Annotated in this window: 15 protein-coding genes; all 15 read right to left on the bottom strand. The window is 53.7% G+C overall.

Annotated elements, in window-relative coordinates:
* Positions 1-7 precede the first annotated feature (7 nt).
* Positions 8-310: an aldehyde dehydrogenase family protein gene (locus Dvar_RS29275; protein WP_419656664.1), complete on the bottom strand. Its 303-nt coding sequence runs from the start codon at positions 308-310 to the stop codon at positions 8-10.
* A gap of 219 nt (positions 311-529) precedes the next feature.
* On the bottom strand, positions 530-1,186 hold the full coding sequence (gene trhA / locus Dvar_RS29270; protein ID WP_419656649.1) for a PAQR family membrane homeostasis protein TrhA: 657 nt from the start codon (positions 1,184-1,186) through the stop codon (positions 530-532).
* 1 nt (position 1,187) lies between these two features.
* Positions 1,188-3,935 carry a GNAT family N-acetyltransferase gene (locus tag Dvar_RS29265; protein WP_419656663.1) on the bottom strand — a complete coding sequence of 916 codons (2,748 nt, stop codon included), beginning with the start codon at positions 3,933-3,935 and terminating at the stop codon, positions 1,188-1,190.
* Positions 3,932-4,120: a hypothetical protein gene (locus Dvar_RS29260; RefSeq protein WP_419656642.1), complete on the bottom strand. Its 189-nt coding sequence runs from the start codon at positions 4,118-4,120 to the stop codon at positions 3,932-3,934. The genes Dvar_RS29265 and Dvar_RS29260 overlap by 4 nt, the downstream gene beginning before the upstream one ends.
* 294 nt (positions 4,121-4,414) lie before the next feature.
* Positions 4,415-4,651, bottom strand: coding sequence for a hypothetical protein (locus Dvar_RS29255; protein ID WP_419656641.1), 237 nt, complete (start codon positions 4,649-4,651; stop codon positions 4,415-4,417).
* 68 nt (positions 4,652-4,719) lie between these two features.
* On the bottom strand, positions 4,720-6,084 hold the full coding sequence (locus Dvar_RS29250; RefSeq protein WP_419656640.1) for a DUF2254 domain-containing protein: 1,365 nt from the start codon (positions 6,082-6,084) through the stop codon (positions 4,720-4,722).
* A gap of 207 nt (positions 6,085-6,291) precedes the next feature.
* Complete coding sequence (locus Dvar_RS29245) at positions 6,292-6,441, bottom strand: phosphatase PAP2 family protein (RefSeq protein ID WP_419656639.1); 150 nt, start codon at positions 6,439-6,441, stop codon at positions 6,292-6,294.
* A 129-nt stretch (positions 6,442-6,570) separates the two neighbouring features.
* Positions 6,571-7,482, bottom strand: coding sequence for a diguanylate cyclase domain-containing protein (locus Dvar_RS29240; protein ID WP_419656638.1), 912 nt, complete (start codon positions 7,480-7,482; stop codon positions 6,571-6,573).
* Positions 7,483-7,540: 58 nt separating this feature from the next.
* A complete protein-coding gene (locus Dvar_RS29235) occupies positions 7,541-7,681 on the bottom strand; it encodes a hypothetical protein (RefSeq protein WP_419656637.1) in 141 nt (46 codons plus the stop codon).
* 142 nt (positions 7,682-7,823) lie between these two features.
* A complete protein-coding gene (locus Dvar_RS29230; protein ID WP_419656662.1) occupies positions 7,824-9,056 on the bottom strand; it encodes an OmpA family protein in 1,233 nt (410 codons plus the stop codon).
* Positions 9,057-9,070: 14 nt separating this feature from the next.
* Complete coding sequence (locus Dvar_RS29225) at positions 9,071-9,193, bottom strand: CsbD family protein (RefSeq protein ID WP_419656634.1); 123 nt, start codon at positions 9,191-9,193, stop codon at positions 9,071-9,073.
* Positions 9,190-9,381, bottom strand: a complete 192-nt coding sequence (locus Dvar_RS29220; RefSeq protein ID WP_419664175.1) for a BON domain-containing protein — start codon at positions 9,379-9,381, stop codon at positions 9,190-9,192. Before Dvar_RS29220 ends, Dvar_RS29225 begins: the two co-directional genes overlap by 4 nt.
* An 808-nt stretch (positions 9,382-10,189) precedes the next feature.
* Complete coding sequence (locus Dvar_RS29215; protein ID WP_419656633.1) at positions 10,190-10,507, bottom strand: hypothetical protein; 318 nt, start codon at positions 10,505-10,507, stop codon at positions 10,190-10,192.
* A 126-nt stretch (positions 10,508-10,633) separates the two neighbouring features.
* Positions 10,634-10,861 (bottom strand): hypothetical protein, encoded by a 228-nt coding sequence (locus tag Dvar_RS29210; RefSeq protein ID WP_419656632.1) that lies wholly within the window; start codon positions 10,859-10,861, stop codon positions 10,634-10,636.
* 6 nt (positions 10,862-10,867) lie between these two features.
* The gene (locus Dvar_RS29205) at positions 10,868-12,520 is read right to left on the bottom strand and encodes an ABC1 kinase family protein (RefSeq protein WP_419656661.1); all 1,653 of its coding nucleotides are present in this window, start codon (positions 12,518-12,520) and stop codon (positions 10,868-10,870) included.
* Positions 12,521-12,533 lie beyond the last annotated feature (13 nt).

The following is a 12,533-nucleotide window of genomic DNA, read 5'->3' as shown; positions in this document are numbered from 1 at the left end:
TGTTATCTCAGTTCTTTACAGGCGTTGACATCCAATAATCATTTAGGAATGAATACGTCTTGTCTTTTTCCGCGACCGGGGTTATGAAAACACCTTCCTGCCATGGCATTCCAAAGGGAAGGGCGTTAACCGCCGCGGCAAAGCGGTCGAGAAACGCGTCCGCAATGCCGGCCTCCACGAAAATAATCTTAATTGCCTTACAGCGCTGCCCGTTGAAGGAAAGGCAGCCGAGTAAACATTCCCGGACAGCCAGATCGAGATCGGCACCTTCGAGCACAATGGCCGGATTCTTGGCCTCCAGTCCCAGCACACAGCGCAAGCGATTGGGGTGAGGGTGCAGTTGCTTCGATCAGCGGAAACAGGTTTTGGTTTTTGATCAAATTGTCTTTCTTCATTTTTTTCCTTTTTCCAATTTCTATATCTCTAATTTGTCAATCATTGGTTTTCATGCGAATGCTCAACAACGGAATGGGGCGCCGGCAGAACATTTTCTCGGCGGTGGAGCTGAAAAGAACGTCTGCCAAAAATGTCAGGCCGCATACCAAAGCACGAGGAAGTAATGACATGTGGTACCGGTGATGACAAATAGATGCCAGATCAGGTGGCCATAGGGTATCCGCGAATCCGCTGCAAAAAATGCCACGCCGACGGTGTAGGACAAGCCGCCCGCAATCAATAAGAACAGGCCCGCAGTCGGCATGTTGGAAAGCAGCGGTTCTACCGTTATCACGGCTAACCACCCCATCACCAGATAAAGGGCCGTCGATAAAATGGGGTGTGAGGCCTTATAGATAATTTTCAGCGTTATTCCGGCGACAGCCAACCCCCAAACCAATCCGAAGAGCGTCCAGCCGGATGCGCCTCGGAGGATGCCAAGGGTCAACGGGGTATAGGTGCCGCCAATAAGAATAAAGATCGCGGAATGCTCGACGATTCGAAAACAGCGCTTGACCTTGCCAACGGGCCATGCATGGTAGAGCGTGGAGGCGAGGTAAAGGAGAACCATGGAGGCGGCGAAGACAATCGTGCCGACAATGAATCCGGTATCCCCATGGCGCAATGTATGAATGATGAGAAATGGCGTTCCGATGAGCGCGCCGAACAGCCCTATGCCGTGACTGATACTGTTGGCGATCTCTTCGCCCTGGGACTGCATCTGCTTAAGATTTGAAAGCGTCGATTCCACGTCACTTCACGCTCCCTTCATCGCACACTGCGCCGGCTCGGCTTCGAGAGACGGCGTTATCCGGTAATGTTTCCGAATCGGGCCCCCCTCCGAAATGAATGACCAGCCGATTGTCCCCTGCATCCATGTCTCTTTTTGCCTCAAAACCCAGCTTTTTTCCCAGCGTGAGCATGTTCTTGTTTTCCTTTAAAACGATGCCATGAACCGTTTTAAAGCCTTGTCTTTCGGCAATTAAGAGGCATTTTTCCAGCAGTTTTCCCCCAATGCCCCGGCCTTGCCAGACATCACCAACCAGAACGGCAAATTCTCCCGTCTTGCCATCCGCATCGCCGATGATCCTTGCGACTCCCAGGATGTTGTCGGTTTGCGCCTCTTCATCGATGGCCACAAGGGCAATCTCACGATCGTAATCGATCTGGGTGAACCGCGCCAGCATCTCGGGATTCAGTTCTTTCAACGCGCCGAAGAAACGATAGTAAATTGACGTGGGCGAAAGCGTCTTGAACAAGGCCGTGAAAAGGGGGGAGTCCTCGGGTTTAACGGGCCGGACAAAAATGCGGTGCCCATCGACGCTGACCATGTGGGATTCATCCTCCTCCGGGTAGGGGCCGATCACCAGATGCAGGGAGGAGGGCATCGCGAGCGGTGAAACGAGAATACGGGCATCGACTGCCACGGGTTTGCCGTCCTTGATCAGAACGGGATTCATGTCCAGTTCGGCGATGTCGGGGAAATCGATGAGCAGTTGCGAGAGCCGGATGATCATTTCTTCCAGTCGCTGCATGTCTGCGGCGGGACGGTTGCGGTATCCTTGCAAGAGTGAATAGGCCTTGGTTTCCTGCATCAGCCGCCGGGCCAGCAAACGGTTCATGGGGGGAAGCCCCAGGGATCGGTCTTTCAACACTTCCGTGTAAATACCGCCCATGCCGAACAGAATTACCGGGCCGAAATTGGGATCGCGCTTGGCGCCCAGCAGGATTTCATAATCCGGGTTTGAAAAATAGGGCTGAAGGGTCACGCCCTCGATGCGGGCATCGGGTTTGTATTGGCCGGCCGACGATACGATTTGACGGAAAGCCTCATCAATCTCCCCATCGCCGCGCAGGTCCAGCCGAACGCCGCCGGCATCGGTTTTATGGGCAATATCCGGTGAGTGCAGTTTCATGACCACCGGGTATCCGAGTTCCCTGGCGATCCGTGCGGCTTGCGCCTCGGTCGTGGCGATTTGCGTCCTGATCATGGGCAGGCCGTAGGCCGTGAGGATGTCGTTGGAATCCGATTCCGACATAAATCCCTGGTCCGGCGCACCGGCGATCAGCTGGCGGGCCTTCTCCTGATCAAACGCCATGTCTCCGGCTATTTTCGGAGGGACTTCCAACAACATTTCGAGATTCCTGGCATATTCGACCATATAAAGAAACGCCCGGACCGCCCGTTCCGGCGTGTCATAGGTCGGGATTCCCGCGGCATTCAACACGTCGACGGCAGGGGCGATGCGTTTGCCGCCCATCCAGCAGGCAAATACCGGAAACCGGCGTTCCTGGACCGCGGCGGCCAGTGTCTCGGCTACGGAAAGGGGGTCGGTCAGGGCCTGGGGCGCAAGGATGACCAGCGCGCCGTCGAGCTTTTTCGAGTTGAAGCAGATCGCCAGGGCGCGGCCGAACCGCTGCGGCGAGGCGTCACCGAGGATGTCGATGGGGTTGCCGCGGCTCCAGAAGTCCGGCAGGAAGGCATCAAAGGCCTGCATCGTTTCGGGGTCAAGGGGGGCGGGCTCCTGACCATGGCGGGCGAGCGTGTCCGTCGCCATCACACCCGGGCCTCCGCCGTTGGAGAGGATAGCCAGCCGGGGGCCGCGCGGCCGCGGTTGCTTGGCCATCAGTTCCGCGCAGTCGAAGAGTTCTTCGATGGTATCCACGCGCACAATGCCGGCGCGCTTGAAAGCGGCGTCATAGACCGCATCTTCTCCGGCCATGGCGCCCGTGTGGGAGGCTGCGGCCCTCGCACCGGCGGGACTCCTGCCGGACTTGAGAACGATGATGGGTTTGATCCGGGACACGGAACGCGCGGCACTCATGAATTTACGGAAATTGGTCAGGTTTTCGATATACAATAGAATGCTTTTGGCCGAGTAATCATTGCCGAGAAAGTCGATCATGTCTCCGAAATCGACATCCAGCATGGAGCCGATGCTGACAAAATGGCTGAAGCCGATGCGTTCCTTCAACGCCAGATCGAGAATCGCCGTACAGATGGCGCCGCTCTGGGATACAAAGGCCAGGTTTCCACCCACGGGCATCTCGGCGGCAAAGCTGGCGTTGAGGTTCACTGCGGGACGAATAATGCCCATGCAGTTCGGTCCCACGATACGTAGCCCGCCTTCATTGGCGATATGCCGTATCCTTTCCTCAATCTTCCGGCCCGCTTCACCGATCTCCTTGCCCCCGGCCGAAATGATGACGGCGCCGCCGACTCTTTTTTCGACGCATTCAGCGACGATATCGGGCACGCTATGCATCGGCGTGGCGATAACCGCCAGGTCCACGCCCGTCTCCAGGGCGGAAACCGATTCGAAGCACGCCTGCCCGTGCATGGTGTTGTATTTGGGATTCACCGGCAGCACGGATCCAACAAACCCGCCGTCAACCAGATTTCTCATCAACGCGTTGCCGATGGTGCCCGCTTTTTCGCTGGCACCCACTACCGCGACGTGGTGCGGGTTAAAGATGCGGTTCAGATTGGTTTGGCTCATTTTTTTTCCTTGGCTATCCCATCCAGCGCATCGGCTGCTCGCTTTTCAGCTTCGTCGAGCAGGGCCTGTTGCTGGACCGCTAGTTTATCTGCTTCCACAACGAGTGCCGTTGTAATCGGTGTCATCATTAGGCCAACTCGTATCTTATTGACCGGTAGCAGCGCGAATTTCTTTAGGCGATTCATGGACCTTTCCCATCCATTTGCCTTCGTGATCAGGAAGACTATAAAGCCACACTTGTGTTTAAATGTCTAAATTCATAATTTAAAAAAAGAAGCTGATCGGTTACGGTAATGACATTGTTTACAAGATTAGATACTCAATTCTCATGCCAGTGCCACAATGCCTCACGAATGTTATATAACCTTTCGGTTTATATGAAAATTCGGTTTTCCAGACCCTGGATATGGGGTTGGAAATCGGTGCAGCCTGATGGTCATATTTAACCGTTGGTTATATTCAACCCTATTCCATCTGACTCAATCGCAGTTCGCGGCAACGGGCTGCGATTCGGTCGTTTTTTCCTCTTCATCCGATTCCAGCCGCAACCGACGTGCGTCGATGTCCGCCAGCAGCTTCTCGTAAACCGCCTGGTCGAGAAGGCCTTGCCGGAAGGCATCGATCACATGGTTCTTTTCCGTGAGCAACAGATGTCGGCGGGCCCACCGGGATTCCTGGGCCACAATCGCCGTGCGATCGAGTTCCAAGATACCCATCCGGCCTTGCTCCGCAGCAATCCACCGGGTATATTCAGGATCAAAATGGTCTCGGTTTGCATCGTCTACTACTCCGGTATCCGGCGAAGGTCTTTCTCCTCCCTTGCATACAAAGCAAGCTCGGCTTCAAGCGCTTCGTACACGCGCTTCAATCGCGTGTCGATCCGTGCACGGTCATGGGCGGACGCGAGGGTGCGGTCGGCCAGTTCGGCGATCCAATGCACGTGAGCGCCAAGCGCCTGCCGCCGGTGAGGGCTGGCCGTCAGGCCGGCGATGGTTTGAAGCGCCCCGAGCATCCGCAACATGATGGCGACATCGCCTTTGGCGTTGCTTCGAATCTGATCGAACGCTACGGCCAGCAAGCTTTCAAAACCCGGCCCCTTGGCGATCACGCGCAGTTCTCCATCCTCGTATCGCCGCGATGAGGGGATTTGCAGAGGTGCTATCCGCGCTATAATCGTCGTCAGATAATCCACGCACATCACGGCCGTCGTTGTGTCGTTGATACCGGGTGAGAGTGCTTTCAAGGCCACATCCACGATCTGCCGAACGCCGAAGGCCGCGTCCTGATCCACCGTGCGGTGGCGGCTGATGCTGAAAGCCGCCTGCACGGCAGCAATCGTCTCTTGATCCGGTGGGTCTTCCAAGGCCAGTGAGACCAGCATGGTGTTCTGAACAACGAACTCGCCGATGCCGTGCTCCATCCTCACGATGGTTTTCCTGTCACGCGCCAGGCGCAGAAGCGCTGCGTTGTTAACGCTCTGAATATAACCGCTCTGCATGGCCGGGACGATGCGCCAATACCGCTTGGATAGAGGGTACAGCGTTTGGTCATCATCGTCTTCGCCCGGCCCTTGTCCAAGTCTTTCCGGAAAAAGCCGGTCAATGGACGCCATGGTTTCCTCGGCGACCGAGGCGATGATGCTGGAAGCCTGGATTGAGGAGGCGATGTGATGAATGAAGAACATGAGGGTACCGACACCTCCGAGCGCCAGCATGAAGCCGAAGAAGACCGCAAGGCTTGGAACAAATGCGCCCTCGTTTCCGCCGCGGATGCTGCGCAACACGATCAGGCAATAGGTGAAAATGCCGGCGAAGATCCCGAGCACGACCTGCGTGACACGACTGCGCATGAAGTTGCGCAGAATGCGCGAGGTGTATTGGCTCGAGGCCAGCGTCAGCACCACCAATATCATGGAGAACGTAACGCCCACCACGGACATCATCGAACCGGCAATCGTTGACATCATCACGCGCGCGCCTTCCGGACCGGCTCCAAACAGGCGTGGCCACTGGGCCAGCCATCGGTCGCTCCCGGCGGAGTCCGCCTCGATCAACACGGTTGCGAGAGCAATGCCGGCCAGGACAATCAGCGAGGGCATAAACCAAAAGCTTGATCGTAAATTGCTCCAAAGCTGGTTGAATTTATTCATGGGGCAACTCCTGTCTCCTGGGTGAAGAGCGCATCATCATCCATGTCGGAGAACCCGTGGGGGCGCTCGGTTTGCGGTTGCAGCTTCATTCGGTTTCTCAACACGTTATGCCGGGCGATCGGTATTGTTCCAGCACCGGCAAAGCGCCTTCGCGTCGGGGCCAAAACAATGAACCGGCCGCACGTGGCAGGCGCCCGATCCCAGAGCTTATACCTGCCGACCGCAGTTGCGGCGCACGGTGTCCACCGCCTTCAGTGTCAACGCCAGCCAGGCCAAACCCGCCGCGGCGGCTCCCAGCACATCACTCAGGTAATGAGCAGCCAAGTAGACGCGGCTGAAGCCGACCAGCAAAATCATGACAAACCCAACCGGGACCTTGATTTTGCCGCATATCGGACCCGACCTCTAATGCGCCGAGCTGTCCTGACAGGAAATTGACTGCTTACTTTCACATTCAGACAGAAAGATGCGCTTGGTGCCCCATCTTCAGACCGCGATATAGAGACGATATTGGTTTCGCCCTGCCTGCTTGGCTCGATACATGGCACTGTCGGCGTTCTTCAAAACGGTGTCGATATCCTGGCCATGATCGGGATAGATGGAGATACCGATGCTGCTGGTGATGATCAATGCGCGTCCCTCAAGAACAACGGTGTCCCGGAAAGCATCGATAATCTTCCGGGCAACATTAAGTGCCGTCTGGACGTCTTTTTGGTCTGGGAGCACGAGGACGAATTCGTCGCCGCCGAAGCGGGCAACGGTGTCTTCTTTCCGGAGGATCCCCGTTAATTTTTCCGCAACCACCTGCAGCAGCAGATCTCCGATATGGTGGCCGAGGGTATCATTGATCTCTTTGAACTTGTCTATGTCGAGCATCATGAGCGCCAGCTTTTTCCGATTTCTATCGGATAGGATCTTGGCCATGTTCAAACGATCGCTGAGAAGCATTCGGTTCGGCAGACCTGTCAGGGAGTCATGATAGGCGAGCCGCTTGATCTTTTCTTCCATTTCCTTCCGTGTCGTGATGTCCTCGATAGCCAGCAGAATGATCTGCGCCTTTCCAATTCCCCGTTCAATCTGCCGGGCATTCAGAAGCATGATGCGTCTGCCGATGGTGGCGAAATCGTGAACAACCTCATAGTTGTCAAAGAATGCCTTTTGGGGAAGGATGGTTTCCAGCAATTCCCGCAGCTTGGGGATATCCCACTGCTTATTGCCCAGGTCGTAAATAAGCTGGCCCACGGTCTCCTCAGGCTTCACCTTGAAGACGCCATAGAATGAACGGCTGACAGAAACCACCCTTAACTCTTGATCCAGGACCATTAATGGTTCACGCACGGTATCGATGATGCTTTCGGCGTATTCCAGGGATTTTGTCTCAATTTTTCCCCCTCCCATTCCATGTCTCCTGGTTATTGGTTCGACTTATCATTGCCAATGATTTCAGAGGACTGAATCACGATTTTTGTTTCGGCAATACCAGTTCCGGTGGCCCTTTGTGTTGTTTTTCGAGCTTGTCTTTTGCTTTCTTCCGCTGTTTGTTTCTGTTTTGTTTTTGGCTTTTATGTTTGTCTTTTTTACCGCCCTTGTCTCCCATGACCGTGCTCCTTTTTGGAGTTTGTTTTTCTGGTTGTATTGATATTATTTGATTTAATTGAGAAGCCGAGCAATTCATATGGAGATTGGTCGGCTTTTTTTATGGGCATATAGTCGGCAATATTTCTTATTTGTGGATCGGCCTACGGTGCTTGGGTTGGTGAAATCAAGACATCGATCCGCCGGTTAATGGCACGGCCCTCAGGTGTTGTATTCGGAGCCAACGGTCGATCCGGACCAAATCCCGCCGCCTGAATATGATTTTCCGGGAGTGTCTTGTTGGCGACCAGATAAGTTTTAACGGCCCCGGCACGTTTTAGGGACAGTTCATGGTTTATTTGGGTAGAGCCGGAGCTGTCGGTATGACCCTCGATTGTCACTTTCGGCTGGTCGAAGGTCTGAATGGCCCGCTGAACTTTGCTGAGCAACGTATAGTTTTCCGGGGTAAGGGTGGCTTGGCCCACGGGAAACTTTATACCCCTCAGCCGAATGACCAAATTGCCACCCTGTTTGTACACCTCTGCCTCGTCAGCATCAAAATAGCGTTGAACGGTATTGAATTGTTCATTGAACGCGCTTTTTGCAGAAAGTCTGTTTTTGGCATCCGCCTGCTCTTGGGAGACACCTTGAACACCCGTAAGTTGCTGTTCCAAAACTGCTATTTCGTGCTGGAAGTTCGTCTTTTCCTTTTCAAGGGATAGATTATTCCGTTCCATGGTTCCGGCCGCAGCGGCCAACGTACCCAGTTGGGCGTCAACCGTTTTGTCCCGCATATCACCGGTGTTGAGGGCCTGTCCAAGTTGTGCGAACAGGTTCTCCACATAAATGGCGGATGATTCCGGAGTCATCGATTGAAACGTTTTGCTGCTCTCGCTGATCGCCATCAACCGTCGGGCCATGAACTCCGCGTGAAGATTCTTCTGGCTGATCATTTCCGCCTCATAGGGATTTTGCCCGGCATAGATTTCCGCCTCGTTCAAGGCTGTCTCCGCAACACCATAAGCCGACGGAGCGATCTTCTGGAGCTTTGCCTTGTCGGCATCGGCCATCATCTTTCGCGCATTGCCCAAGGCGCTTTTTTTAATGGCCATGATTTCCAATTTTCGAAATGCGCCTTGAACTTCCAGGGCATTCTTCTGTGCATAACTCAGGTTGTCGTTCTCAATAGACTTGGTGAGTTTCAGGTATTGTCTTTCAACCGCCATGTACGGCTCACCCAACCGATCGGCCCCCACCTTGAGAGCCTTGGTTCTGGCGTTGTTGGTTTCTCCAAGAATCGTCCGGGAGACCTGAGCAATCTCTTCAGCTTTTTTAAGGCTATCGTTTCCTTCAGCGACATCTTTTTCTATTGCAGACAGCTTGCCCCCTCTCTCCAAAGCTTGTTTCGCTGTTAATAGAGTATATCCCGTTTTCCAGCAATGACGTCCGCATCGTCGTCGGTGAGTTTGCCCCACCGCTCCCTGACAACACCCTTGGCCTGCTTCCAGTTTCCTTTGATTTGATCCCAATTCATGGTTTTCCTTCCTTCTTGAGGAATTCGACCCCCTTGACGGTGCGAGTGATTTCGACCGCTTTATCGACTGCTTTTTGAGAATTTACGAAGCCGCTCAGCTGAACGGTGCCCTTGTAGGTTTCAACACCGATCTGGAATGACTTGAGAAAATCATCCGTGGCCAGCATCGATTTAACCTTGGCCGTGATGGCCGAGTCGTCAACGTATTCCCCATGCCTTACTGTGTGGAAAGAAATCGAGAATCAAGGCATCACGAACGTCAGGCGGCGGTGATACCGCGGTCGGCAGGGGTTCACGGAAAGCGCCATCGCGTTTCGGAAGATGAAAAGCAACACTAACGGGAATCGTCGTGCCGACATCTTCTAATTCTATATAATCAATATTTGTGCCAGGTCCAGGCACTCACTGCAAAGACACCCATATTACTGATATTTTAACGTAATTTTCAAAAAAAATATTCCGGGGCCACCGCTAATCGCCATCGGAAAAGGGTCATATTCAACCGGTGGTCTTATTTGACCTTTTTGGGAGGGGTGCGACCATGGCAGAACGTTTAGAGGTTATGTGTACTCCTTGTGTCGGCACCAGTACTTTATTTTGCCTTTCCCTGATCTGCAACTTCGGCCATCGTGTCCTTGAGCAAATTCTCATTCGCAAGATAGTAATGACGTACACGCTTGAGATCAGAATCAAGCACGTAAACCAAAGGAATTCATGCAGGGATATTGAGTTCAATAATTTCTTTGTCCGTGATTTGGTCGAAATATTTGACGAGTGCCCGAAGACTGTTGTATCCGCACCCCTGTTCAGACTTTAAAGATTTTCATCAACAAGGTTTCCGGCATGGCGTCATGCGATTCATTCTCTATCAAAAGTATTCTCTCGTCTTTTTCAATCATCCCGGCCCTGGCCAGAAAGCGAATAGCCATATCGGAAAAGGCATTTGTTCCATAAAGATTCGGTGGTTGCCTTCTATTGCGGCCAATTCGAAACGGGTCAAATCATCAAAATGGACTTTGCCGTCATACACCTTCTTTCGGCCGCGTGGTTTTGCGGACCGTGGTATCTATGACGCAGATAGGCGTCGCAGCGCATCTTGCCGATACTGTGAAGTCCTAAGCCGACGACACCATCGACAAACTTTACCTTTTGATAGAAACCATCATGAGTAAGATAACGGACCGTTGGCCAAAGTGCGTACCGATCCTGTTCGAGATGCTCCAGGTACCAATCCATCCGGGTTTTGTTCGGATCGTCAATAACTGGTGTCTGACGGGTGGATATAGGGTAAGCCGTGTTGTAGTCTACATCCACAATGGATATCGTGGAAATCTCAAGGCCCTTGGTTGCATTGTTTTTTTTTTGAATCGAAGAATTTACCAAGACAAAAGGTATGTTTGCCGTCGATGCTCATCTGAAAGGAGCATATGCAACCAGTGGTCACATATGACCTGTCGGGGACGTCTTTTGTATACCTTGCTGTTTTTCGTACCCGCTGAGCAGGGACGAGTCCTCCAAAGGCTCCGGCAGAAACAGTCCAAGGCTATGCTGTGGAAACCGGTCCAGGCGAGCGAAGGTTTTGGTGGGGCCGGGCAGGCTGCTGAGCTGCAGGGTTTTATAGAGGGCTTGTTCTGCTGCCTTGCTTCTGAAGAAAGGTTTAAACCACATGGCGCATCAATACTTTCTTTTGCGAATGATGTTGATCAGCAGCCACATGCCGAGCACTCCGGAAAACAGATACCCGATGACGCCCAGGGCCGGAAAACCGAACAGCAGGGGGTTGACGCCGGTGGTGATGATCATCGAGGAGCCGACAATCATGGCCGCGATGATGATGCCGAAGGTCACGCGGCTGGCCACATTTTCGAGGGTATGGATAAGTCCGGTAAGGTTTTCGTGCCGGAATCCCAGCGTCAGTTCATTGCGGTCGGCCTTACCCAGCAGGCTCTCCAGGCGACTCGGAATCTCCTGTTGCAAACTGAACAGTTGGGTAAAGGTAAATCGCAGCCGGCGTAACACCGATTCGGTGGTGTACCGCTGGGCCGCCAATTGGGTGATTTGCGTCTTGGCCTCGGCAACCACATCCAGCTCGGGGCAAATGCACCGGGCCGTGCCTTCGGCGGCCACCAGCGCCTTGATCATAATCACCATGTCCGGGGGCAGTCGAAGGCAATAGGTCCGCAAAAGATCCGTGATCGCCATGAGCAGCTGACCGATGTTCATGTCCTGGATGGGAACCGCGTAATGGAGGTCCAGGATATCCAGCAGGTCCCGCTCCAGGGCCCTTTGGTCGATGACCGCTTCGGCGTGGCCGATACGCAAAAGCGTGTGGACTATGGCTTCACCGTCTTTGTCCAAGACCGCCTGCAACAAACCGATGAGCTGGTGGCGGTCGCGTTCCGACAACCGGCCCGTCATTCCCCAATCAATCAAACACATGCGACCTTCCGGCATGATCAGGATATTGCCCGGATGCGGGTCGGCATGAAAAAAACCGTGTTTGAGGATTTGATCGATGGCGGCAACAAGGCCCTGTCTTGCCAGCAATTCAGGATCGGCGATGGATTCGCGCTTGAAATCTTTCAGTTTTGCGCCCTGGATGAATTCCATAACCAGTAGGTGCTCCGAGCAATAGGTTTCATAAGCCTCAGGAATATAGACATCGGCCCCTTCGCCCGCATGGGTGCGCGCGATTTTCATGTGACGTGCTTCTTTTTTAAAATCGAGCTCGCGCAGCAGGGTTTTTTTGATCAAGCGAACGAGATTGGGAAGGTCGAAGCTGTTGAGTTCTTCGACACGTTCGTGAAGCTGGTCCGCCATGATGGCCAGGATGTCCAGATCGGTGCGCATCTTGGCCCGAATATCCGGGCGTTGGACTTTGACCGATACGATACGCCCATCCGCTGCCAAAACGCCGCGATGGACTTGGGAGATCGAAGCCGCCGCCACCGGCGTCACATCAAAAACGCTGAACGTCTCCTTTAGCGGCTTACCGGTGCTCTGCTCGATCGCCGCGCTGATCTGCGACATATCCACGGGCGCCACGTCATCTTGAAGTTTGCTGAGTTCTGCGATCAACCCCGGCGGCACCAGGTCCGGTCGCAGACTCGCCATCTGTCCGAACTTGACAACGGTCGGTCCCAGCTCTTCGCAGGCGTATCGAATTCTTTCAAAGGTGTCCAGCGGATGGTCGATGGGACTTTTCTTCCGCATGAACTTGGTCCCCGGAATGTTGAGACGGTCGACCAGATCGTCAAATCCGTATCTGAGCAGGACCATGATGATGTCTTTGAAACGCCCCAAGCTCGTTAATGTCTTCCAGTCCATCTAGCCTTCCTTT

This window comes from Desulfosarcina variabilis str. Montpellier, assembly GCF_048565275.1.
In the GTDB taxonomy this organism is placed as follows: domain Bacteria; phylum Desulfobacterota; class Desulfobacteria; order Desulfobacterales; family Desulfosarcinaceae; genus Desulfosarcina; species Desulfosarcina variabilis.
Note: the sequence above shows the minus strand (reverse complement) of the source record. Positions and strands in the feature narration are given on the sequence as shown.

Bases quoted from the DNA above. Each gene is read 5' to 3' on its own strand.
- Dvar_RS29225 (WP_419656634.1), bottom strand. From the start codon at position 9,193: ATGAATTGGGATCAAATCAAAGGAAACTGGAAGCAGGCCAAGGGTGTT.
- Dvar_RS29255 (WP_419656641.1), bottom strand. From the start codon at position 4,651: ATGGGTATCTTGGAACTCGATCGCACGGCGATTGTGGCCCAGGAATCC.
- Dvar_RS29240 (WP_419656638.1), bottom strand. From the start codon at position 7,482: ATGGGAGGGGGAAAAATTGAGACAAAATCCCTGGAATACGCCGAAAGC.
- Dvar_RS29205 (WP_419656661.1), bottom strand. From the start codon at position 12,520: ATGGACTGGAAGACATTAACGAGCTTGGGGCGTTTCAAAGACATCATC.
- Dvar_RS29250 (WP_419656640.1), bottom strand. From the start codon at position 6,084: ATGAATAAATTCAACCAGCTTTGGAGCAATTTACGATCAAGCTTTTGG.
- Dvar_RS29210 (WP_419656632.1), bottom strand. From the start codon at position 10,861: ATGTGGTTTAAACCTTTCTTCAGAAGCAAGGCAGCAGAACAAGCCCTC.
- Dvar_RS29235 (WP_419656637.1), bottom strand. From the start codon at position 7,681: ATGGGAGACAAGGGCGGTAAAAAAGACAAACATAAAAGCCAAAAACAA.
- Dvar_RS29265 (WP_419656663.1), bottom strand. From the start codon at position 3,935: ATGAGCCAAACCAATCTGAACCGCATCTTTAACCCGCACCACGTCGCG.
- Dvar_RS29260 (WP_419656642.1), bottom strand. From the start codon at position 4,120: ATGAATCGCCTAAAGAAATTCGCGCTGCTACCGGTCAATAAGATACGA.
- Dvar_RS29245 (WP_419656639.1), bottom strand. From the start codon at position 6,441: ATGATTTTGCTGGTCGGCTTCAGCCGCGTCTACTTGGCTGCTCATTAC.